Genomic DNA, 22,271 nt, shown 5'->3' with positions numbered 1-22,271 from the left:
TCCGCACAGCGTGCGCGGTTGCCCGGCAGATGCGCGGACGGGATGATCACCAGCTGCTCAGTTATTCGACGAAGACGCGGGCGGCAGCGAAGCCGGCACGCTCGATTCCGACGTGGACGGCTGCACCGGCGGTGTGGTGGCCGGCTGCAGCGGCGCGCTGGGCGTGCTTTCCAGCGTCTCGCCGCGCTCCACACGCGCGCGCACGACGCTGTCGATGCGACGCAGGATCGAGGCCGACATGTCCTTGCGCAATTCGTTGGCGAGGATCTCGCGCTCGGTCGCGGTGCCGGTGGCATCCACCGGTGGCGACACGTAGTCGCGCGACAGCTCGATCACCTGCTGCGGCACCAGCACCGAGCCGTTGGCGGTGGTGACGGTGAAGATGGCCGCATAGCGCAGGCTGTATTCCTGCGCGCGGCCCTGGCTGTCGATGGCGATCGGCAGATCGCCCCAGCGCTCGGACAACACCTGCACCTGCGCAAAGCCGGTCTTGGCATCTTCGTCGGCCAGGGTGGCGCCGGCGGCCTTGAGGCCACGCCGCAGCAACTTGGCCAGCTCGCTGTACTGCACCGCGGACTGCACCTTCACCGCAGGCGTGTCCGGCGGCAGCGCCAACGAGTTGCGCAGATGGAAGCCGCAGGCGGTGAGGCTCGAGACGAGCACGAGGGACGCAGCGAAGGCAGTAGGAAATCGAATCATGGGCACAGTCTGGATGAGCGCCCCGGCGGCGGCAACAGGCGGCTAGCCTGCCCGACACCGCGTGAACGGGGCTTGAGAGGGCGCCGCGAAAAACGCAGCGCCCGGGAATGACAAACGCGTCGCCACGCGCCGGTGAAATGAATGACCACACGCCACTGCGGCAATCTCATCTGCGCGTCGCCACACCGGTCCGCGACACTGCCCGGACCGGCGTGGCAACGATCAGCCCGCCACGATATTCACGATCTTGCCGGGCACGATGATGATCTTGCGCACGCTCAGCCCTTCCAGGAACTTGGCCGCGTTCGGCTCGGCCTGGGCCAGCGCTTCGATCTGCTCGCGTCCGACATCGGCGGCCACCTCGATGGTGCCGCGCAACTTGCCGTTGACCTGCACCGCCAGGGTCAGCGCGTCGCGCACCAGCGCGGCGGCATCGACCTGCGGAAACGCGACATCTTCCAGCAGCGTCTCGCCGTGGCCCAGCACCTGCCACAGGGTGTGGCTGGCGTGCGGGGTGATCGGGTTGAGCAGCAGCACCATCGCTTCCAGGGCTTCCTGGCGCACCGCACGGCCCTGCGCACTGGCGTCGTCGAACTTGGCCAACGCGTTGGACAGTTCCATCACCGCGGCGATCGCGGTGTTGAAGCTGTGGCGGCGGCCATAGTCGTCGCTGACCTTGCCGATGGTTTCGTGGGTCTTGCGGCGGATCGCCTTCTGCTCGGCGCTCAGTGCGGCGGCGTCCAGTGCGGCGGCAGCGCCCTCGCCCACATGCTTGTGCACCTGCACCCACAGCCGGCGCATGAAGCGCGCCATGCCATCGACGCCGGCCTCGTTCCATTCCAGCGACTGCTCCGGCGGGGCGGCGAACATCGAGAACAGCCGCACCGTGTCGGCGCCGTACTTGGCCACCATCGACTGCGGGTCCACGCCGTTGTTCTTGGACTTGGACATCTTCTCGGTGCCGCCGATGTGCACCGGCTGGCCGTCGGCAATCAGCACCGCGCCGGTGACGCGGCCGCGCTCGTCGCGCTGGATCTCCACGTCGGCCGGATTGACCCAATCCTTGCCGCCGTTATCGGCATCGCGATAGAAGGTGTCGGCGATCACCATGCCCTGGGTAAGCAGGTTGGTCACCGGCTCGTCGCTGTCCACCAGCCGCGCGTCGCGCATGAGCTTGTGATAGAAGCGGAAGTACATCAGGTGCAGGATCGCGTGCTCAATGCCACCCACGTACAGGTCGGCCGGCATCCAGTAGTTGGCGCGGCGATCGACCATGTCGCGTGCGTTGGGGCTGGTGTAGCGCGCCACGTACCAGCTCGACTCCATGAAGGTGTCGAAGGTGTCGGTCTCGCGCTCGGCCGGGCCGCCGCAATCCGGGCAGGTGGTCTGGCGCCAGGTCGGGTCGGTCTTGATCGGCGAACCGGTACCGGCAAATTCCACGTTCTCCGGCAGCACCACCGGCAACTGGTCTTCCGGCACCGGCACTGCGCCGCACTTGGCGCAATAGATCACCGGGATCGGGCAGCCCCAATAGCGCTGGCGGCTCACGCCCCAGTCGCGCAGGCGGTAATTGACCCGGCGCTGGCCCTGGCCCTTGCGCTCGAAACGCTCGGCCAGTGCCTCGAAGGCGCCGCCGAAATCCAGCCCGTCGAACTCGGCCGAATTGATCAGCTCCAGCGGGCGGCTCTTGTCGGTGTACCAGTCGCGCCACTGGCTGGCGTCCCAGCTCTGCTCGTCGTCGTTGCGCGGCTCGCGCAGCTTGACCACCTGCACGATCGGCAGCTTGTACTTGTTGGCGAACTCGAAATCACGCTGGTCGTGGCCGGGCACCGCCATCACCGCGCCGGTGCCGTAGCCCATCAGCACGAAGTTGGCCACCCACACCGGCACCTGCTCGCCGCTGATCGGATGCACCGCGGTTAGGCCGGTGGCCATGCCGCGTTTTTCTTGGGTTTCCAGCTCGGCTTCGGAGACGCCGCCGTGCTTGAGCGTTTCCAGCAGCGCGGCCAGCTCCGGATTGGATTTGGCCGCATGCAGCGCCAGCGGATGCTCGGCGGCGATCGACACGAAGGTCACGCCCATCAGCGTGTCCGGGCGGGTGGTGAACACGCGCAGCGGGTCCAGCGGTGCACCGTCGGTGTCGCGCACGTCGAACTGGATCTCCAGCCCTTCCGAGCGGCCGATCCAGTTGCGCTGCATGGTCTTGACCGAATCCGGCCAGCCGTCCAGCTGGTCCAGGCCGTCGAGCAGTTCCTGCGCGTAGTCGGTGATGCGCAGGAACCACTGCGGGATCTCGCGTTTTTCCACCAGCGCGCCGGAGCGCCAGCCGCGGCCGTCGATGACCTGCTCGTTGGCCAGCACGGTCTGATCGATCGGGTCCCAGTTCACCACCGCGTTGCGGCGATAGGCCAGGCCCTTGCGCATCAGCCGGGTGAACATACGCTGCTCGTGCACGTAGTACTCGGGCGTACAGGTGGCGAACTCGCGCGACCAGTCGATCGCATAGCCCAGTGATTTGAGCTGGCCGCGCATGTGGTCGATGTTGGCGTAGGTCCACTTGGCCGGCGCGGTCTTGTTCTTGATCGCCGCGTTTTCCGCCGGCAATCCGAACGCGTCCCAGCCCATCGGCTGCATCACGTTGTGGCCGGTCATGCGCTTGTAGCGGCTGACCACATCGGAGATGGTGTAGTTGCGCACATGGCCCATGTGCAGCGCACCGGACGGGTACGGCAGCATCGACAGGCAATAGAACTTCGGCTTGTCCGAAGTTTCGTCGACCTGGAAGGCGTGGGTGGCATCCCAGAACTGCTGGGCGGAGGTTTCGACCTGCTGCGGGTCGTAGGCGTTCGGTTCGACGGTGGACATTGGGAGCGGATGCTCGGGCGGTGCAAAGCGGCACAGGGTACCGCAGTGCAGCAGGTGCTCCAAACGCTTGCCTCAGGTGGCAGGTCTGGCCGGCCAGCGCCAGGCCGCCACCGCGAGCCAGCCGACCCAGGCCAGGAACGCCAGGCGCTGGGCGATCGCCTGCCGCAGCAGGCCCGGCGGGCCGAACGCCAGCACCGCCACCAGCAGCCCCGCGCCCAGGCTCAGCCATGCCAGTGCGCGGGTGCCGGGCTGGTTGAGCAGCGCGGCGGCGAGCAGCAACATGCCCGGCACGAAGGCCACCGCCCACAGCAGCCAGGCGGTGGCATGGGCCTGGCTGGCGCGCCCGTCCAGATCGGTGGGGTCCAGGGGCAAGGCGCCCATGCCGAGAAAGGCCAGCCCGGCCAGTACGATCAACTGCCCGCCCACGCGCAGGCTCCAGCTGGACCTGGCCGGCATGCGCGCCAGCAGGCTGACCCCGGTGGCCATGCCGAGCGCACCGACCAGCACGAACGCCAGCAGGTTGAAGCCCAGCGCATGCGGCACCCCGTTGGCACCGAGCAATGCCACCGGGTGACTGGCCTGCAGGTAACCGGGCAGTGCCACGCCGAAGCCGGCCACCGCCAGCACGAAGACGGTTGCGGCGACCAGGCCCAGGTAGCGCTGGGTGCCATCGATGCGTGTCATTGCCTTGCTCCAACGCGGGGCGCAGGCTGCGCCACCAGGACGCGGCATTGTCGTGCCGGGCGCGCGTGGCGTGAACCCCTGCCGGCGTGACGGCCGGCCACGCGCCATGCGCCCGGGCCGGCCAGCCTTGTGTCGGCCCGGTTTGCCACCATTACCTCCCACTGTTGCCGCAATCACTTCTGGAAGCCCATGTCCGACAAGCCGCACGTATTCGATGCCACCACCGACACCTTCGAGACCGAGGTCCTGCAGAAATCGTTGACGACACCGGTGCTGGTGGACTTCTGGGCCACCTGGTGCGGCCCCTGCAAGTCGTTGACGCCGATCCTGGAAAAGCTCGCCGCCGACTACAACGGTGCCTTCGAGCTGGCCAAGGTCGATGTGGACAAGGAGCAGCAGATCGCCGCCGCGTTCCAGATCCGCTCGGTGCCGACGGTGTTCCTGGTCAAGGGCGGCGAGCTGGTCGACGGCTTCCCGGGCGCGATGCCGGAAGGCCAGGTGCGCGAATTCCTGACCCAGCACGGCGTGCTGCCGGCCGAGCCGCAGGTCGCCGAAGCACTGCCGCCGGCCCCGCTCGAGCCGCAGGACCAGGTCGCCGCGCTGCGTGAGGCGATCGCCGCCGAGCCGGACAAGGACGAGCTCAAGCTGGACCTGGCACTGGCGCTGCTCAAGACCGGCGACACCGCCGAGGCCGAGCAGTTGATCGACGCCCTGCCCGCCAACCTGGCCACCGACGACCGTGCGGTGCGCGCCAAGGCCCGGCTGAGCTTTGCCAATGTGCTCAAGGATGCGCCTGACGCCGACGCGCTGCAGGCCGCCGTTGCCGCCAACGGCGCCGACCTGCGTGCACGCCATCTGCTTGGCGTGCGCCACCTGCTCGACGGCCACGACGAGGCCGCGCTGGAGCAGTTCCTGGAAATGCTGCGGCAGGACCGCGCCTTCGACGACAACCTGCCGCGGCGTAGCCTGATCGATGCGTTCCGGGTGATCGAGGACGAAGACCTGGTAGGCCGCTACCGCCGCAAGATGTCGTCGCTGGTGTTCTAAGCGCCGCCGGCACCATGGCGCCCGGTTTGCTGGCCGGGCGCTGCCGTCACCGCCGCAAGTTCCATACGCATGCGAATGGTATGCTGCAGGCCCGCCCCGCCATGGACCCTGGCCGCATGCGTGCTTCACTGTTCAAGCTCGGTATCAACCTGTGGCCGCCGTACCTGTTCGCCGGCATCCACGTCACCGAGTTGTCGGCCGATTACCGCTACGCACGCGTGGAGCTGCGCCAGCGGCCGTGGAATCGCAATTACGTCGGCACCCATTTCGGCGGCAGCCTGTTCGCGATGACCGACCCGTTCTGGATGCTGCTGACCATGCAGAACCTGGGGCGCGACTACTACGTGTGGGACAAGGCCGGCAGCATCGAGTTCGTCAAACCCGGGCGCGGCACGGTGAGCGCGGAGTTCGTCATCGACGACAGCGTGCTGGCCGAGTTGCGCGCCGCCACCGCCAATGGCGAAAAACATCTGCGCTGGTTCGAAAACGTGGTGCACAACCGCCAGGGCGAGGTGGTGGCGCGGGTGCGCAAGCAGTTGTACGTCAGGCGCAAACCGGCACGCTGACACTGCGCCGTCGGCGCGCTGCTGATGGCCAACACACTGCATCGGTTTCATGCGCGTCGGCTGGACGTGATCGTGGCGTGCGCAAGCCCGTCATGCCCTCGCGCACGCTCACGAGGTGTTGCGCGCGGCATGCGGACTCTGGGGTCTTCCAACCCACACGGACTGTCTTCATGAAAACGCTCAACGTCATCACCCTGGTGCTTCTTATCGTCGGCGGCTTGAACTGGGGCCTGGTCGGTCTGTTCCAGTTCGATCTGGTCGCCACGCTGTTCGGCGGCCAGGATGCCCTGCTGTCGCGTGTGGTCTACACGCTGGTCGGCATCTCTGCGTTGTGGCAGCTGGTCCCGCTGTTCCGTAACGACCATGGCGCCAACGTTCACCACACCAGCCCGCACGTGCGCAACACCCCGTAAGCGCACAGCTGAAGCAGGCATGCGCGTGACAGCACGACGCCGGCGCATTCCGCCGGCGTCCTGCTATGCGTTTATGCACGTTGCGTCCAGGCGCTTTGCGTCCGGGCGCGTGGTCGGCAAGAATCGGGCATCCCTCCCGCTGGCTGCCTTCATGCTTCTGCGCACTGTTGCTTCCGCCTGCCTGCTTGCCCTGGTGTTACCCGCTGCCGCCAACGCGGCCTATCGCAGCCCGCAGCAGATCCTGGATGCCTCGCCGGCCAGCGCCTGGCGCGTGCTCGACCCCGAGCGCACGCTATACCTGGAGCTGGATGGCGGACGGGTGATCATCGAGCTGGCGCCGCAGTTTGCGCCCGCGCACGTGGGCAACATCCGCACCCTGGCGCACGAGCGCTTCTGGGACGGGCTCAGCATCTACCGTTCGCAGGACAACTTCGTGGTGCAGTTCGGCGACCCGGATGGCGAGACGCCGGCCAAGGCCAAGTCGCTGGGCTCGGCGAAGACGCACCTGCCGGCCGAATTCGAACGCCCGTCGCAGGGCCTGGATTTCCAGCGCCTGCCCGACAGCGATGGCTGGGCGGCGCAGGTGGGCTTTGTCGACGGCTTCCCGGTCGGGCGCGACAGTGCCAGCGGCAAGACCTGGCTGGCGCATTGCTACGGCACCCTGGGCGCCGGCCGCAACAACGACGAAGACAGCAGCATCGGCGCCGAGCTGTATGTGGTCACCGGGCAATCGCCGCGCCAGCTCGACCGCAACATCACCGTGGTCGGCCGCGTGGTCAAGGGCATGGAGTTGCTCAGCGTGATCCCGCGCGGACCGGACCCGATGGGTTTCTACGAAGACCCCGCGCAGCGCTCGCCGATCCGCGCCATTCGCCTGGCCAGCGAGGTGCCCATGCCCGAACGCACGCCACTGCAGTTACTGCGCACCGACAGCCAGACCTTCCGCGATGTGGCCGAAGCGCGCCGCAATCGCAAGGACGATTTCTACAAGCGCCCGGCCGGGCATATCGATCTGTGCAACGTGCCGTTGCCGGTGCGGACGCCGCCGGCTGGCTAATTCGGAATTGGGGATTTGGGATTGGGGATTCGTAAAAGCGGGCGCGCTGGCTTAGCGGGCGCGCTGGCTGAAGGCGACGCTGCCCAGGATCAGCACCGCGGCCACCAGCATGGTCCAGGTCAGCGGCTCGCTCAGCAGCGACCATGCCAGCAGTGCGCCGAACACCGGCACCAGATAGGTCACCGTGGAGGCGCGTGCCGGGCCGATGCGCTGGATCAGGCGGTAATACATCAGGAACGCCAACCCGGTGCACACCACGCCCAGCGCGGTGGCGCAGGCCCAGGCGACAGCCGGCACCGGCGTGGTTGGCCACTGCAACCAGGCCAGCGGTGCCAGCAGCAACGCGCTGCAACCCAGCGTGGACGCCGCCGATGCGGCCGGCGGCAAATCGCCCATGTGGCGCTTCACCAGGTTGTAGCCGATGCCGTACAGCAGCGACGCGGTGGCGCCCGCCAGCGCCGCCGGCCCCACGCTCAACCCGGCCGACTTGCCGGTGGCCAGCACCAGCACGCCGATGAAACCGATCAACAAGGCCAGCGCGCGACGCGTGCCGATCTTCTCGCCGAAGAACAGGAAGGCGATCAATGCGGTGAACAGCACCGTCATCGCATTGCAGATCGCACCGATCGCGGCCGGCGCGTGTTGCGCGCCCCACGCGAACAGCAGGAACGGCAACGCGGAGTTGAGCACGCCGATCGCCGCCAGCATCGGCCAGCGACGCAGCGGGAAGCGTTCGCGCGCCAGCCACAGGAACGGCAACAGCACCAATGCACCGAGCGCCAGGCGGATTTCCACCAGCGCCACGGTGCCGAACCTGGGTGCGGCCACGCGCATGAACAGGAACGAGCAACCCCAGACGATGCCGAGAAACCCCAACTCCAGCGTGGTGCGCCATTCGCGTGCCGCAACCGCTGGCTGCGTCGCCGGCTGCGCGCTCATGGCCGCACCTGCGCACGCTGCCGTGATGTGCTGAAACCGCAAGAGACAACATCAGGCAAGCAGACGGGCATGGCACGATCATCGCGATGGGGTACTGCAGCATCGGTTGCAACCGCAGGCGCGACAAGCGCGTAGTATCGAGGCGAGCCACAAATCTCACTCATGCCTCGATGAACCTGCGCCCCACCCTGCTGCCCGCGCTGGGCGTGTTCGCCGCCGCCGCGCGCCACCAGAACTTCGCGCATGCCGCCGAAGAACTGCATCTGACCGCCAGCGCGGTCAGCCACCATGTGCGCAAGCTCGAAGCGCTGCTCGGCGTGACCCTGTTCCAGCGCTTACCGCGCGGGGTCAAGCTCACCGCCGAGGGCCGCCAGCTGGCCGACGCCGCCACCGCTGCATTGGCCGAGATCGCCTCGGTGGCCGGCAACCTGCATCCGCGCGAAGATGCCATCCCGCTGCGCGTGACCACCTTGCGCTCGCTGTCGTACTGCTGGCTGTTGCCGCGGCTGCCGCGCTTCTGTCGCGCGCATCCGCATATCCGCATGGATCTGCAATCGGACGCGGCGTTTTCGCGCTTCGAAGAAGGCGGCCCGGATCTCGGCATCCGCTATGGCCAGGGTGCCTGGCCCGGGTTGACCTCGCATCATCTGATGGACGACGAACTGTTTCCGGTGGCCTCGCCGTCACTGCCGGAGGTCGCTGCGCTACGCACGCCGGCGCAGATCGCGCAATTGCCGCTGCTCACCGACATGTCGCCGCAAGGCTGGCGCGACTGGTTCCGTGCCGCCCAGGTGCGCGGCACCACGCTGCCGCCAATGCATACCTTCAACGACAGCACCGACGCAATGCGCGCGGCCGTCTATGGCCTGGGCGCGGTGCTGGCGCGCAAGCACATCGCCCAACCGTATCTGCAGCGTTACGAGCTGGTGCGCCTGCCCGGCCCCACCCTCAAGGCACGCTACGCCTACTACATCGTGCACCCCAGTCACCGCGTCCCCGGCCCTGCGGCAATGGCGTTTATCGATTGGCTCAAGCGCGAGGCGCTGGACGAGCGCACCCCGATGCCTGCCTTGCCGGCAGAGCTGCTGGCACTGCCTGCGGCCTGAGGTGGCTGCTTGCATCACTGCAACCTTGCATGCCGGGCCCTGCCTGGAGGACTTGAGCGCGGTGCCTGAGCCGGTGCTGCCGGACTGATCTGGCATGCCTGGGCTGCAGGCCGCCAACCGCAAAAACCTTCAGCACCGATCGGCTGCGACCTGCCCCGCGGGCAGATCCCGCGCGCCAGAAATCTGGGCATCCCCCATCACGGCAACGTCGGCGACAGCCGCCAGCCGCGCCCGACCACCGCCGGGCAGTGCCGCGCCGAAAAGACGCTTGACATCGGTCGCCATAAAATCAATTAATTAGCTAATTCGTTAATTGCCTAATTCCTTATGTCCATCGACCGCATCTTCGAAGCCCTTGCCTCCCAGCCCCGTCGCAAGATGCTGGCGTGCCTGGCAGACCAGGAACTCACCGCCGGCCAGATCGGGCAGTTGTTCGAAATGAGCGCGCCAGCCATCTCGCGGCATCTGTCGGTGCTGGAAAGCGCCGGGCTGGTATCCAGCGAACGGCGCGGCCAGTTCGTGGTCTACCGGCTCACCCCGGACAACATGGTCAACACGCTCAGCAGCTTTGCCTTCGAAGTCTGCCCGGCCTCGGCGCCGCTCAAGCGCAAGGCGCGCGCCTTAACCAAGAAGACCTCCTGACCCTCCTCCGGCCGCAAAGGACTCCTGCCGATGTTCAGCACGCCCCAGCAACGCCCTGCCAATGCACAGGCAGGTTTTCCGTCGGTCCGTCTGGAGTCCTACAGCGGCGGTCTGCCAGTGGAGGTCACGCTGATCGCACAGCTGGGCGTGGGCGCAGGCAACCCGTTGATCGAACAGGCCTGCCGCCGCCAGCGCGCGCATCCCAGTTTTCACGATGCGCTGGACGAGCCATCGGCACGCCTGGCCGGCACCGACTTTGCGCACGGCGAATCGACTGCCCTGTTCTCGTTTGCGGTGGGCGCCAACGGCCACCCGTTCCATCGCCACGCCGGCCATCGCATGTTCACCGCCATCACCGGCAGCAGCGGCGCGCAACTGCGCTTCTGCACCGCCTCGATGGAGCAGATCGAACAGGATCCACAGCACTTTCTGGCGGCGTTGCGGCATATCGATCTACCGGCCGACTGCCTATTCACCGTGCGCTTTGGCGGCGGCACCTGGCATCAGTTCGCACCGCTCAAAGCGCAAGCCGCACACCCGGCATTTTTCGCACTGTCCTGCCACAGCGACGAGGCCGGCGGCGCGTTGAGCGATGCGGTGCGCGCACGCGTGCTGTCCGGCACCGCCGATATCGCCACGCTCACCGAAACGCTGCCGGAGGCGGTGATCGGGCTACTGGCCTCGGCGCAGGCACGCGCGCTGCAGATCCCCACCGTACGCCTGTCGTTGGCCGCATCGCCAGGCAGCAGCAGGTCTGCATGGTGCGGCCGGCTGCGCGCGCTCAGCGGCAGGCTGCGCCAGGCAGTGAGCCGGCTGCGTCGACCGGTGGGGTTCGTTGCAATGGCACCGCAGCTGGCGCAGGTCAGCGTGCATGCCGAGCCCAAGCCCGGCTCGCTACTGACCCGGCACCTGCAGGGCTTCGATCATCAGGACAGCGTACGTCTGCGCCTGCAGCCGCATGAGTTGCGTCAACGCGGTGCGCACACTTTGATGGCGTTGCTGCTGGAGGGGTTCACCGAGCGCGCGCCGCGCGGCGTGACCTGGTTGATGCGGCTGCGCAATGCGCTGGTGGCGCCGCTGCAGTTGCGAACTTCTCCGCTGGGCTGCCCGGTGTCTTCGTTGCTGTCGGCACAGCGCGACTGCCTGTTCGCAGGGCGATTCCCGGTACTTGCGCAAGACAACGCGCCACTGGATCGACGCGTGCAGGTATTGCTGGGCGCCGACGACCGCCACCTGGTCTTCCGCAGCAGCGTGGGCGTGGAAGTGCTGGAGGATGGCAGCGTGGAGCTCAGCCTGGAGACGCGCGTGGTCTGCCGCAACAGGTTTGGCCGCGTTTACATGGCCCTGGTGGACGGCGTGCACCATCGCTACATCGCACCGGCGCTACTGCGCACTGCCGCCCAGGCCCTGCTGGTGCCGGTACTGGAGACCACCGCAGCACAGGCAACCGCGCGGCGCCCGTGAGCGGCCAGCGCACGCGGCCATCACCCGATCTTGCCTGACGGCTGCCTAGTCTTTGGGTCCCCAATCCAAGGAAGCTTTCCCATGCCGACTCTTCGCATGCGTATCACCGGCACCGACGACGACGCGCGTGCCATCGCCAACCTGCTGCAGAGCATCGAAGGCATCGAACACGTGGAAGAAGTCGACGACCTGATGCCGCACCTGGATGACGACGATTCCAGCTCGGCCGGCCTGTCCGACGATGAAGGTCCGGGCAGCCACGAGTTCGAAGTGGAAGCAGGCAATGAAGCCACTGCGCAGAAGGTGCGCGACGCCGTGCAGGAACTGGCCCTGCAGCTGGACGTGTTTGTCGAGTACGAATTCGACGAAGGCTGAGCCGGCTGCGTACCGACTGCGCTGCACTTGCGCGCAGTCGGTGTCTGGAGATGTTGCACACCACGTGCTGTACCGCGATCGCGTGCAAGCAGCGCAATCAGGATCGACGTGCTACCGCGCAACGCGTCGAGTAGCTGCGTGAAGTAATCGCCCTTCCTAAAAACATGCGCAGCTAATGCGGCATCGCCGACCAGCTACGCAGTGGATCAGGACATCCGGCGTCGCCGCGCACGCCAGCGCCATGCCTGCAGCAGCAGCCAGGCGACGATCCCCCCCAGCACCAGCACCGGCAGCAACGCCGCCACTGCACGGATCACGAAGGCCACGCTGGATGCGAAGACCTGGCCGAACTCGGCTGCCGCCTCGGCAATCTCGCCCCTGCCCTGCTCGCCACCGGTGCCGCGGAAATTGAGCGTCAGCAACTGCGTGCGCACGCGCCGTTGCTGCTGGGCGGCGTCCTGCTGGGTCTGCTGCGCTTCGGCCTCGATCTCGGCAAGCCGCTTGGACAGGGCCAGCAGATCGGTCACGGCCAAGTCGCGGCGCTGCTGCAGTTCGAGCAGGCGCGCATGTTCTTTCTGCAGGCGCGCCTGTGCCAGCCCGGTATCGGCGATCTGCTGCGCCAGATCCTCGGCACGCGTGCTGCGCGCGGCGACATCGCCATGCTGGCCGGCGAGTTGCACCATCGGCTCGATGCCGTCCGGAGCTAACCGCACGCTGACGCTGCCGCTGGGGTCGCGCCCACCGGCTTGTTCCACCGCCAGCAGCGCGCAGTCGCCGAACTGCGCCGACTGGCAGGCGGTGCGTACTGCTGCGATGCGTTGATCGATCTGATCGGCCGGCAGTTCGATGCGTACATCGTGCTCATACGCCAGCGCATTGCCTTGCGCGGCGGGCGGTGCCGGTGCCGGCGCCGGCGCGCCGCCGTCTGCCGCCATCTCGCCCGACGGCCTGGCACATCCGCTCAGCGCCCAGCCCAGCAACAAGCCGACCGCGTACCACTGCATCCGGCGCCTCATCGGCTGGCTCCATCGGCCACGTGCATGCTCTGCACGGCCAGACCCGGCGCGGACACACCGCGCAGCTTGACCGCCACACTGGCCTTGCCGGCCCTGCAACGCACGCCCGTGCTGAAGCGCGCACTGCCGCGCTGCGGGAAGTGGTGGTGATTGGCATGCTGCCGGTTGAAGCGATGGATTCCCGGCATCTCGGGCGCCGCCTGCAGGCGCAATGGCGCGCGCATGCCGGGCCGCAGCAGGCCACCACGGCGACGGCATGACGCACACGTGCGCTCGCACGCCTCGGGGTTCGGCGCATCGGTGTCCGGGTCGAACGCGATGCGTCCGCAATGACAGCTGTGGGCGTCGTGCATGGTGATCCTCCTTGAAAGCGGCCACTCTAAACCAATGGCGGATGCGGACAAGCGCGCACATGCCTATGCTGGCGGATTGCTTCCATTGGAATCCACCATGCGTCAACGTCTGCTTGTCCTCGCCCTGCTCGCCGGCCTGAGCGCCTGCCAGCAGCAGCCCGAATCGCCGCGCGCCGGCACCCCCGATGCCGCGACGCAGGCTGCGCAGACGCCGGATGCGCGCTTTGCAGCGCTGTCCAAGCGCGCGCTCGACACCTGGATGCAGCTGTCGCCGGTCACCGCCACCCAGACCGGCGATCACCGCTTCGACACGCAGATCGACGATCTGAGCAGCGCCGGGCGCCAGCGCAGCCTGGAGGCCGGCAAGAAGCTATTGAGTGAGCTGGATGCCATCGAGGTGGCCAAGCTGTCGCGCGAGAACCAGGTCGATGCGGCCATTTTGCGCAACCAGCTGCAATCGGAAATCTGGAACACCGAGGTGCTGCAGAGCTGGGCCTGGGACCCGCAGGTCTACAACGGCCTGGCCGGCAGCGCGCTGTATGGCCTGATGGCGCGCGACTTCGCGCCGCTGTCCGAGCGCCTGAGCTCCGCCACGCAGCGCATGGAGAAGATTCCCGGCATCTTTGCGCAGGCACGCGAAAACCTGGACCCGGCCCGCGTGCCGAAGATCCATGCCGAAACGGTGGCCAAGCAGAACAAGGGCATCCTCAGCATCGTCGATACCTTCATCGCGCCCAATATCGGCCAGCTCGGCCCGATCGAAGCGGCCCGCGCGCAGGCCGCCATCGACGATCTGCGCAAGGCCGTGGCCGAGCAGCAGACCTGGCTGGATACCGTGCTGGTGCCCAATGCCAAGGGCGATTTCCGCGTCGGTGCGCAGATCTACGACCAGAAACTGAAATTCGCGCTGCTGTCGTCGTTGTCGCGCGCCGAGATCAAGCAGCGCGCCGAGTCCGAGCTCAAGCGCGTCCGCAGCGAGATGTACGGCATTGCCCGCACGGTGCTCAAGGACAAGCCCGGTGCACCCAAACTGCCCGAGACGCCCAACGACGACCAGCAGCAGGCCGCGATCGAGGCGGCGCTGGAACTGGCCTATGCCGACAAGCCGGCACGCGACAAGGTGGTGGACGATGCCAAGGCCGCACTGGCGCAGTCCACCGAGTTCGTACGCCAGAAGGATCTGATGACGCTGCCCGATTCGCCGGTGGACATCATCCTGATGCCGGAGTTCCAGCGCGGCGTGGCGGTGGCGTACTGCGATTCGCCCGGCCCGCTCGACAAGAATCTCAAGACCTTCTATGCGGTCTCGCCGATTCCCGACGACTGGAACGACAAGCAGGTCGATTCGTTCCTGCGCGAGTACAACAGCCGCATGATCCACCTGCTCAGCATTCACGAAGGCACCCCGGGCCATTACCTGGAAGGCTGGCATTCGGCCAAGTTCCCCTCCACGCTGCGCGCGGTGCTGCGCTCGGGCATGTTCGCCGAAGGCTGGGCGGTCTACACCGAACGCATGATGCAGGAACAGGGCTATCTGGATAACGACCCGCTGTTCCATCTGGTGCAGCTCAAGTTCTACCTGCGCACCATCGCCAACGCCATCCTCGATCAGGGCGTACATGTGGATGGCTGGGAACGCGACAAGGCGATGCACCTGATGACCCACGACACCTTCCAGCAGGAAAGCGAAGCGGCGGGCAAGTGGGTGCGTGCGCAGCTGTCGTCCGCGCAGCTGCCGACCTACTTCGTCGGCGTGCAGGAACATCTGGACACGCGCAAGGCGGTGCAGGACAAGCTGGGCAAGGACTTCAACCTGAAGGCGTACCACGACCAGATGCTGTCCTACGGCGCCCCACCGGTGCGCTTTGCACGCGAGTTGATGCTGGACCAGCCGATCGAGTGATTGATCCGTCTCGCGCACGCGCAAGAGAAGCTCCTGCAAAGCTCCTGCGGATTCGCCCCCCTCTCCCGCATGCGGGAGAGGGGCTAGATCTCGAAGTTACTACGCCCGCCTGCGACCGCTCGCATCGAGCACTCAAGCATCGTTCGCCTCACCCATCCGCCGCAACAAATCCGCCGGTCTGCCGCGCCCACAGGCGTGCATACAGGCCGCCCTGCGCGATCAGTTGCGCATGCGCGCCGGTCTCGACGATGCGTCCGGCATCCATCACCACCAGCCGGTCCATGCGCGCGATGGTGGAGAGGCGGTGCGCAATCGCAATGACGGTCTTGTTACCCATCAACGCGTCCAGGCTGTCCTGGATCGCCGCTTCCACTTCCGAATCCAGCGCCGAGGTGGCCTCGTCCAGGATCAGGATCGGCGCATCCTTCAGCAGCACGCGCGCAATGGCGATGCGCTGCCGCTGACCGCCCGACAGCTTGACCCCGCGTTCGCCCACATAGGCATCGAATCCGCGCCGGCCTTCGCCATCGACCAGCGTGTCGATGAAGCCTTCCGCGCGCGCCTTGCGTACCGCTTCCAGCATCTGCGCGTCGCTGGCCTGCGGCCTGCCATACAGCAGGTTGTCGCGGATCGAACGATGCAGGAGCGAAGTGTCCTGGGTGACCAGGCCGATCTGCCCGCGCAGGCTTTCCTGGGTGACCTGGGCGATGTCCTGCCCGTCGATGAGGATGCGCCCCTGCTCCAGGTCGTACAGCCGCAGCAGCACGTTGACCAGGGTCGACTTGCCCGCGCCCGACGGCCCGACCAGGCCGATCTTCTCGCCGGCACGCACCTGCAGGTCCAGCCCGGCGATCACCCCGCCGCGCTTGCCGTAATGGAAATGGATGTGCTCGAACTGCACCTGGCCGTGCGTCACCTGCAGCGGCACGGCGTCGGGCGCGTCCTGCACCAGCACCGGCTGCGAGATGGTCTGCATGCCGTCCTGCACGCTGCCGATGTCTTCGAAGATGCCGTTGACCGTCCACATGATCCAGCCGGACATGTTGTGGATGCGGATCACCAGGCCGGTGGCCAGCGTGATCGCGCCCACGCTGATCTGGCCGCAGCTCCACAGCCACAACGCCAGCCCGCAGGTGCCCACGATCAGGAAGCCGTTGGCCACCGCAATGGCGGTATCCATCGTGGTGGTCACGCGCGTCTGCCCGCGATGCTTCACCGCCAGCTCGTCGATCGCATCGCGCACATAGGCCTGTTCGCGGCCGGCATGGGCGAACAGCTTGAGCGTGGAGATATTGGTGTAGCCGTCGACGATGCGCCCGGTGGCCTTGGAGCGTGCATCCGACGCGATCCACGCGCGCGCCTTCATGCGCGGCACGAAGAACGCCATCAGCGCGACATACACCACCAGCCAGATCAGCAGCGGCAGCATCAGCCATGGGTCGGCCTGCGCAAACAGCCACAGCGCGCTGCCGGTATAGACCACGATGTACCAGAGCGCATCGACCATCTGCACTGCCGATTCGCGCAGCGAGGTCCCGGTCTGCATCACCCGGTTGGCGATGCGGCCGGCGAAATCATTGTTGAAGAAGCCCAGGCTCTGCCGTACCACGTAGTTGTGCATCAGCCAGCGCGAGCGGTTGCTCAGGCCCGGCACGATCGCCTGGTTGACCAGCAGATTGTGCAGCCCGGTGAACAGCGGGCGCGCCACCAGTGTGATCGCCGCCATCCAGAGCAATTCGCCGGCATGCCGGCGGAAGAAGTCCGCTCCCGGCCGCTCGGCCAGCATGTCGACGATGCGCCCGAGGAAGTCGAACATCGCCACTTCCACCAGGGCCAGCAGCAGCCCGGCGATCAGCGTGGCCAACAGGATCGGCCACAACGGCCGCAGATAATGCAGATAGAACCGCCACACGCTACGCGGCGGCATTTCCCGCTCGATCGGCGGGAAGACATCGATCAGGGATTCGAACCAGCGGAACATCGCAGACACTTTCGGGAAAAACCGGGAGATCAGGCTAGCTGATCGCGCGTCAAGCTGCAGTGGCGCTGGCGTCGAGCTCCTGCAGCATCACCTGCACGGCAGGCTGCGATGCGCGTAACAGTCAACCGGATCGATTTCGCTTGCCCAAGCCATGCATGGCCTGGGCGTCACTGCAGGTCATGCGGCGTCGGTCGCGCTCACTCGCGGACACGTGCGAGCAGGCGGTTGACCTCGGCCAGATCGAAATGGCCCGGATCGAAGCGCCCGGCCAGGGTGGCCAGCTCCTGCACATGTTGCGCATGCTCCGGGTCGGCGATGATCCGCAGCAAGGCCTGGTAGCTGTCGATTCCTTCGCTGCTCTCCGGCGGGCAGGCATTGGCGCCGTCCACGCAACGGGCCGCGCGCAGGCTCGCGTCCGGCGGCAGGATCGCCTCGACCTGGACGCGGTGCTGCCAACCCGCGCCGGCACCGTAGAAGTAGTCGAACCGCTCCAGCTCGCCCACCGCGCTTTCGATGCTGACCCGGGCAGCATGCTTGAGCCGTGGCCGCTCCGGCACATCCAGCCCGGACTCGCCGTAGCGGCCGCCGCCCAGGTCGAATTCGTACGGATGCGCGCCGCTCCAGCCCATCACCGGTTGCAACACACGATGCAGCGTGGCCAGGCGCAGCGATCCGGCCACCAGCACGCGGCGCCAGATCAACGGTGCGCTATCCACCAGCGAAACATGCAGCTGATATACCGGCGCAGGCGCGGGTACCACCTGCTGTGCAGCTTTCTTCTTGGCCTTGGTCATCGGGTCTTGGTCGTGTCTCTCAGTGGCCAGTATGGCGGCAGCGGCCCGCGCCTGCATGGCCCAGCTCCGTCAGCGCTGCGCCATGCGGTGTGCGGTGTGCGGTGTGCGATATGCGGCATGTCGCGCGATCACGCATCGACGATGCCGCCCACCGTCACGCCAGCATCATTCCGCCGCCGCCCTCGCCCGCCCGGATTTACGCCACAACCGCTGCACGCGCCGGCAGGCGCAGGCCGAACAACAGGTCATACAGGATCGGGATCAAGCCCAGCGTCACCAGCGTGCCCAGCGCCAGGCCTCCGATCATGGTGATGGCCATTCCGGTCCACAGCGGCCCGGCAAACAGCATCAGCGGAATCAAGCCGACGATGCAGGTGAGCTTGGTCATCACGATCGGGCGCAGCCGCTTGACCGCTGCGGCGATCACCGCCTCGCGGCGTGGCAGGCCATCGGCAAGCTCGGCTTCGATGCGTTCCAGCAGCAGCACCGCGTTGTTGACGATGATGCCGGCCAGCGCCAGCAAGCCGAAGGTCGCCATGAAACCGAACGGATAGCCGGTGATCACCAGGGCCAGTGCCGCACCGATCAGCACGAACGGGACTGCCGACAGCACGATCAGCAGCTTGCGGAACGAGTTGAACTGCCACACGAACAGCAGCAGGATCGCGCCCAGTGCGTGCGGCATGTATTGGAGCAGGGCCTGGTTGGCCTCGGCAGAATCCTCGAGCTCGCCACCGATCTCCAGCCGATAACCGGGTGGCAGCTTGAGCGCGGCCATCGGCACCGACAGGCGCTCGACGATCTCGGTCGCGGTCAACTGCGGGTTGCGTGCGGTCACGGTGATCGCACGGCTCAGGTTGCGCCGCTGGATCGCCGACGGCTCGCTGTCGTGCAGCACCGTGGCGACCGCCGCCAGCGGCACTGGCGCACCGCCGGCTTGCGGGTACACCAGGGTGTCGCCAGGTGTGCCGTCGGCGGCGCGTTCCTGCGCACTGCCACGCCACACCACGGCCACCGAGCTGCCATCGTCGCGCATCAACGAGGCATCCACGCCGCTGTAGCGCGCCTGTAGCGCCTGCGCAATGTCCTCGCTGCTCACCCCGGCACGCCGCGCCCTGAGCTGGTCCACCTGCACCACGTAGCGCGGAATGCGCGCCTGCCAGTCGTCCTGCACATCCACGGTGCCCGGCAACGCGCGCAGCGCCTTTGCAATCGCAGCGGCGCTGCTGCGCAGTACTGTCTCGTCGGGGCCGACCACGCGATACACCGCCATCCCGGCTTCGGTCGCGCCCAGTGAAAACCGCTTCGGCTCGGCGCGCACGGTGGGGAAGTGGCTGCGGACATGCGCACGTGCCCGCGCTATCACTGCATCGAGATCGGTGCCCGGGCGCACGCTCACGGTGAAGTACGCCATGTTGGCCGCCGGCAGCGGGGGATTGAGGCCCAGCACGATGCGCGGGCCGCCATCGGCGACATAGCCGATGCTGTCCACCACCTCCGGGTTGGCGCGCCGATCGGCCAACCAGCGGCTCAGCGCACGCACCGTGCGCAGGGTTTCGCGCGTATCGCTGCCTGCCTGCAAGGTCACCGGCATCTGGAACTGCAGACGATCGGACTTGGGCAGAAAATCGTAGGGAATCGATACCAGCACCGCGACCGCCACCGCCAGCATCGCCACCATGCCGGCGATAAACAGCGCCTTGTGCATCAGCACGCGCTCGATGAGGCGGCGGTAGCCACGATAAAAGCGCGACGGCTCCTGTTCGCTGCCGTGTGCGACATGTGCCTTGGCGAAATACATGCACAACAGCGGCGTCACCGTGATGCTGAGCAGCCACGAGCCCAGCAAGGTCACCCCGAGCACGGTAGCCAGCGAGCGCAGATATTCGTTGGTGCTGGTCTGGCCGAAGAAGAACGGCGAGAACGCCAGCACGATCACCAACGATGAGGTCAGCAACGGGGTGGCCAGGGAGCGGCCGGCGTCGATGCAGGCCTGACGGCGCTGTTCTCCGGCAACCAGGCGGCGTTCGATGTCTTCGGCAATGACAATGCCGTTGTCCACCAGCAGGCCGAGCGCCAGGATGATCGCCGCGATCGACACCGTCTGCAGCTCCACGCTCAGCACGCGCATGACGATCAGCGAGGCGAAGATGGTCAACGGCACGATCGCGCCGACGATCAGGCCGGTGCGCCAGCCCAGGAACAGCATCACCACCGCCATGACGATGACGATGGTCTCGCCCATGACGTGGTGCATCTTGCCCATCTCGCGCTCGACCACGTCGGCCTGGAAGGTGACCACGTGCTGCGCAAAACCTGCGGGCAATTCCTGCGCGGTCTGGTCCAGCTTGGCGCGCAGCGTTTTGCCGAAGTCGGCGATATTGCTGCCGGGCCTCATCGAGACCGACACCACCACCGCCGGCTGGCCCTGGTAGACCGCAGCGCTTTCCGGCGGATCGGCAGGCATCACCTGTACCTGCGCCAGCTCGCCCAACGCCACTTCGCGCACGCCATTGGCATTGGGTGTCGGCAAGGTCAGCAACAGGTCCCGCAACTGGGCAGGCGAGCGTATCTCCCCGGAAGTCGCAACCGTCATCGCCAGCCCGGACACCGTCGCCAGCCCGCCGGAGGCCACCACATTCTGCGAGCGCAACTGCGCCATTATGCTGGCAGGGCTCAGTCCGGTCGCCAGCAGCCGCGCGCGATCGAACGCCACATACACGCGCTCGTCCTGCAGCCCGTACAACGCCACCTGCTCCACGCCCGGCAGGGTATACAGCTGCTCGCGCAGGCGCCGCAGCGGCCCACGCATCTCGCTCATCGAATAGCCCGGTGCGGTGACTGCGATCGAGGCCACCGACACCCGTCCGAAGTCATCGTCGACCAACGGCCCTTGCGTGCCCGCAGGCAGTTGCGCACCCGCCTCGGCGACCTTGGCGCGCACGCGCTGCCACAACGCCGGCAGATCCTGCACATCGTCGTAGGCGGTCAGCTGCACGATCGCGCTGCCTGGCCGCACCGTGCTCACGATGCGCTTGATGCCGGCCAGTTCGCGCAGGCGCTCCTCGAGGGGGCGCGCCAACAGGGTTTCCACCTGCTCGCTGGGCATGCCCGGAAACGCCACCGACACAATGGTGTCGCGCACGGTGACCGAGGGTTCTTCCTGCGAGGGAAAACCGACGAACGCCACGATGCCGCCGAGCAGGATCATCACTGCCGCGAACAAGGTCAGCCGGCTCGACCTCATCGCCATCCGGGTCAGCATCATGGCGCCTGCCCTCCGCTCAGCTGCGTCTGCATCTGCAACGGCGCCACCGGCTGGCCATCGATCAAGAAGCCCACGCCTGCGCTGACCACCTGATCGCCGGCCTGCAGCCCACGCCGGACCTGGATGCGGCCGCCGACGATCGACCCGAGCTCGACTGCGCGCTCGCGCACGATCCGCTGTGCCGGCTGATACACGAACACGCTGGCCCGTTGGCGATTGAGCCTGGGCAGTACCGCAGACAGCGGCACACTGGGCGTGCTCGCAGCCTGCGCGGGCAACCGCAGCAGCACACTGTCGCCACTGCGCAACGCGTGTGGCGCGCGCACCACCTCCAGAATCGCCAGCGCAGTGGCACCGTTATCCAGTCGGCTGGACAGGCTGCGCAGGCGTAACGTCAGCGGCACCGCAGGCTCGTCGGCCAGCGTGGCCTGCACGGTCTGCCCAGGCGTCAGCCCTGCGGCAGCAACAGGCGGCAGATTGGCGAGCAGTTGCAGATGCGCCTGCCCTTCCAGCTGCAACACTCCCTGCCCCGCCCCCACATCGGCCTGCGGTTGCTGCAGGCGTGCGACCACGGCGCCATCGAAGGGTGCGCGCAGCTCGCCAAGACGCGATGCACGCCGTGCCAGCGCCAGGTCGGCCTTTGCCACCTGCAGTTGCGCGGTTGCCGCATCCGCCGCCGCGCGGGCGGCGGTCAGCGTCGCCGCGGAGCTGGCGCCATCGTCGAACATGGCGTGCTGCTGGCGCAGTTGCAGCTGCCGCTCGCCGGACTGCGCCATCGCCGCGCGCAGGTTGGCGTCGGCCTGCTGCTGGCGCAATTGCAGCGGCTCGGCATCCAAGCGTGCCAGCACCTGCCCTTTCTGTACGCGGTCGCCCACATCCACCAGCACGGCGGCGATGCGTCCGCCGCTCTCGAACGCCAACTCGGCCCGTTGTTGCTGACGCGCCATTGCCGGCACCTGCAGCCACCCATCGCGGCCGGAGCCGAAGCGCTCCAGCTTGACCGCCCGCGGGGTCTCGGCCGCCGGCGCATCCGGCCGGCTGCAGCCGGCCAGCACCAGCAACAGACCGCAACACACCATGGTGCGAAGAACATCCATCA

The 22,271-nt window shown here is 67.2% G+C and carries 20 protein-coding genes; 9 read left to right on the top strand and 11 right to left on the bottom strand.

What is annotated here, in order from left to right; translation table 11 throughout:
* Positions 1–57 precede the first annotated feature (57 nt).
* The 3 genes from ABQ137_RS13140 to ABQ137_RS13130 form a co-directional block, all read right to left on the bottom strand.
* Positions 58–699, bottom strand: coding sequence for an LPS-assembly lipoprotein LptE (locus tag ABQ137_RS13140; RefSeq protein ID WP_349782783.1), 642 nt, complete (start codon positions 697–699; stop codon positions 58–60).
* A gap of 222 nt (positions 700–921) precedes the next feature.
* Positions 922–3,564: a leucine--tRNA ligase gene (gene leuS, locus ABQ137_RS13135; RefSeq protein ID WP_349782781.1), complete on the bottom strand. Its 2,643-nt coding sequence runs from the start codon at positions 3,562–3,564 to the stop codon at positions 922–924.
* Positions 3,565–3,636: 72 nt separating this feature from the next.
* Positions 3,637–4,248 carry a DUF998 domain-containing protein gene (locus ABQ137_RS13130; protein WP_039522279.1) on the bottom strand — a complete coding sequence of 204 codons (612 nt, stop codon included), beginning with the start codon at positions 4,246–4,248 and terminating at the stop codon, positions 3,637–3,639.
* 189 nt (positions 4,249–4,437) lie between these two features.
* On the opposite strand from ABQ137_RS13130, the gene trxA reads away from it, so the two are divergent.
* The 4 genes from trxA to ABQ137_RS13110 all read left to right on the top strand — a co-directional run bounded on the left by trxA (position 4,438) and on the right by ABQ137_RS13110 (position 7,331).
* A complete protein-coding gene (gene trxA / locus ABQ137_RS13125) occupies positions 4,438–5,295 on the top strand; it encodes a thioredoxin (protein WP_039522282.1) in 858 nt (285 codons plus the stop codon).
* Between the two features lie 116 nt (positions 5,296–5,411).
* Positions 5,412–5,861 (top strand): DUF4442 domain-containing protein, encoded by a 450-nt coding sequence (locus ABQ137_RS13120; protein WP_349782779.1) that lies wholly within the window; start codon positions 5,412–5,414, stop codon positions 5,859–5,861.
* A gap of 170 nt (positions 5,862–6,031) precedes the next feature.
* Positions 6,032–6,274: a DUF378 domain-containing protein gene (locus tag ABQ137_RS13115; protein ID WP_065032494.1), complete on the top strand. Its 243-nt coding sequence runs from the start codon at positions 6,032–6,034 to the stop codon at positions 6,272–6,274.
* A 151-nt stretch (positions 6,275–6,425) separates the two neighbouring features.
* Positions 6,426–7,331, top strand: a complete 906-nt coding sequence (locus ABQ137_RS13110; protein WP_039523066.1) for a peptidylprolyl isomerase — start codon at positions 6,426–6,428, stop codon at positions 7,329–7,331.
* 51 nt (positions 7,332–7,382) lie between these two features.
* Here ABQ137_RS13110 and ABQ137_RS13105 read toward each other — a convergent pair whose 3' ends face one another.
* Positions 7,383–8,270 (bottom strand): DMT family transporter, encoded by an 888-nt coding sequence (locus tag ABQ137_RS13105; RefSeq protein WP_349782776.1) that lies wholly within the window; start codon positions 8,268–8,270, stop codon positions 7,383–7,385.
* Between the two features lie 170 nt (positions 8,271–8,440).
* On the opposite strand from ABQ137_RS13105, the gene ABQ137_RS13100 reads away from it, so the two are divergent.
* On the top strand, positions 8,441–9,376 hold the full coding sequence (locus ABQ137_RS13100; RefSeq protein ID WP_039522288.1) for a LysR substrate-binding domain-containing protein: 936 nt from the start codon (positions 8,441–8,443) through the stop codon (positions 9,374–9,376).
* A gap of 129 nt (positions 9,377–9,505) precedes the next feature.
* Here the strand turns inward: ABQ137_RS13100 and ABQ137_RS13095 are convergent, their stop codons facing one another.
* Positions 9,506–9,661 carry a hypothetical protein gene (locus tag ABQ137_RS13095; RefSeq protein ID WP_349782774.1) on the bottom strand — a complete coding sequence of 52 codons (156 nt, stop codon included), beginning with the start codon at positions 9,659–9,661 and terminating at the stop codon, positions 9,506–9,508.
* Between the two features lie 42 nt (positions 9,662–9,703).
* Here ABQ137_RS13095 and ABQ137_RS13090 point away from each other — a divergent pair, with 42 nt between their 5' ends.
* The 3 genes from ABQ137_RS13090 to ABQ137_RS13080 all read left to right on the top strand — a co-directional run bounded on the left by ABQ137_RS13090 (position 9,704) and on the right by ABQ137_RS13080 (position 11,857).
* Positions 9,704–10,018 (top strand): metalloregulator ArsR/SmtB family transcription factor, encoded by a 315-nt coding sequence (locus tag ABQ137_RS13090; RefSeq protein ID WP_024939743.1) that lies wholly within the window; start codon positions 9,704–9,706, stop codon positions 10,016–10,018.
* A 30-nt stretch (positions 10,019–10,048) separates the two neighbouring features.
* The gene (locus tag ABQ137_RS13085; RefSeq protein ID WP_184518545.1) at positions 10,049–11,482 is read left to right on the top strand and encodes a DUF2867 domain-containing protein; all 1,434 of its coding nucleotides are present in this window, start codon (positions 10,049–10,051) and stop codon (positions 11,480–11,482) included.
* Positions 11,483–11,563: 81 nt separating this feature from the next.
* A complete protein-coding gene (locus ABQ137_RS13080; RefSeq protein WP_046964921.1) occupies positions 11,564–11,857 on the top strand; it encodes a hypothetical protein in 294 nt (97 codons plus the stop codon).
* Between the two features lie 206 nt (positions 11,858–12,063).
* Here ABQ137_RS13080 and ABQ137_RS13075 read toward each other — a convergent pair whose 3' ends face one another.
* Both ABQ137_RS13075 and ABQ137_RS13070 read right to left on the bottom strand, forming a co-directional pair.
* A complete protein-coding gene (locus tag ABQ137_RS13075) occupies positions 12,064–12,873 on the bottom strand; it encodes a DUF4349 domain-containing protein (RefSeq protein ID WP_349782771.1) in 810 nt (269 codons plus the stop codon).
* Positions 12,870–13,226 (bottom strand): GFA family protein, encoded by a 357-nt coding sequence (locus tag ABQ137_RS13070; protein ID WP_184518541.1) that lies wholly within the window; start codon positions 13,224–13,226, stop codon positions 12,870–12,872. The genes ABQ137_RS13075 and ABQ137_RS13070 overlap by 4 nt, the downstream gene beginning before the upstream one ends.
* 97 nt (positions 13,227–13,323) lie before the next feature.
* Between ABQ137_RS13070 and ABQ137_RS13065 the strand changes: the two genes are divergently transcribed.
* Positions 13,324–15,129: a DUF885 domain-containing protein gene (locus tag ABQ137_RS13065; RefSeq protein WP_046346002.1), complete on the top strand. Its 1,806-nt coding sequence runs from the start codon at positions 13,324–13,326 to the stop codon at positions 15,127–15,129.
* 148 nt (positions 15,130–15,277) lie between these two features.
* Here the strand turns inward: ABQ137_RS13065 and ABQ137_RS13060 are convergent, their stop codons facing one another.
* From ABQ137_RS13060 to ABQ137_RS13045, 4 genes are all read right to left on the bottom strand, one after another.
* Complete coding sequence (locus ABQ137_RS13060; RefSeq protein WP_184518539.1) at positions 15,278–17,110, bottom strand: ABC transporter ATP-binding protein; 1,833 nt, start codon at positions 17,108–17,110, stop codon at positions 15,278–15,280.
* A 197-nt stretch (positions 17,111–17,307) separates the two neighbouring features.
* Complete coding sequence (locus ABQ137_RS13055; RefSeq protein WP_184518536.1) at positions 17,308–17,904, bottom strand: plasmid pRiA4b ORF-3 family protein; 597 nt, start codon at positions 17,902–17,904, stop codon at positions 17,308–17,310.
* 196 nt (positions 17,905–18,100) lie between these two features.
* Positions 18,101–21,172: an efflux RND transporter permease subunit gene (locus tag ABQ137_RS13050; RefSeq protein WP_349782767.1), complete on the bottom strand. Its 3,072-nt coding sequence runs from the start codon at positions 21,170–21,172 to the stop codon at positions 18,101–18,103.
* Positions 21,169–22,269: an efflux RND transporter periplasmic adaptor subunit gene (locus ABQ137_RS13045; RefSeq protein ID WP_349782765.1), complete on the bottom strand. Its 1,101-nt coding sequence runs from the start codon at positions 22,267–22,269 to the stop codon at positions 21,169–21,171. The genes ABQ137_RS13050 and ABQ137_RS13045 overlap by 4 nt, the downstream gene beginning before the upstream one ends.
* Positions 22,270–22,271: the final 2 nt, after the last annotated feature.

Source organism: Xanthomonas sp. WHRI 8393, assembly GCF_040203315.1.
In the GTDB taxonomy this organism is placed as follows: Bacteria; Pseudomonadota; Gammaproteobacteria; order Xanthomonadales; family Xanthomonadaceae; genus Xanthomonas; species Xanthomonas arboricola.
Note: the sequence above shows the minus strand (reverse complement) of the source record. Positions and strands in the feature narration are given on the sequence as shown.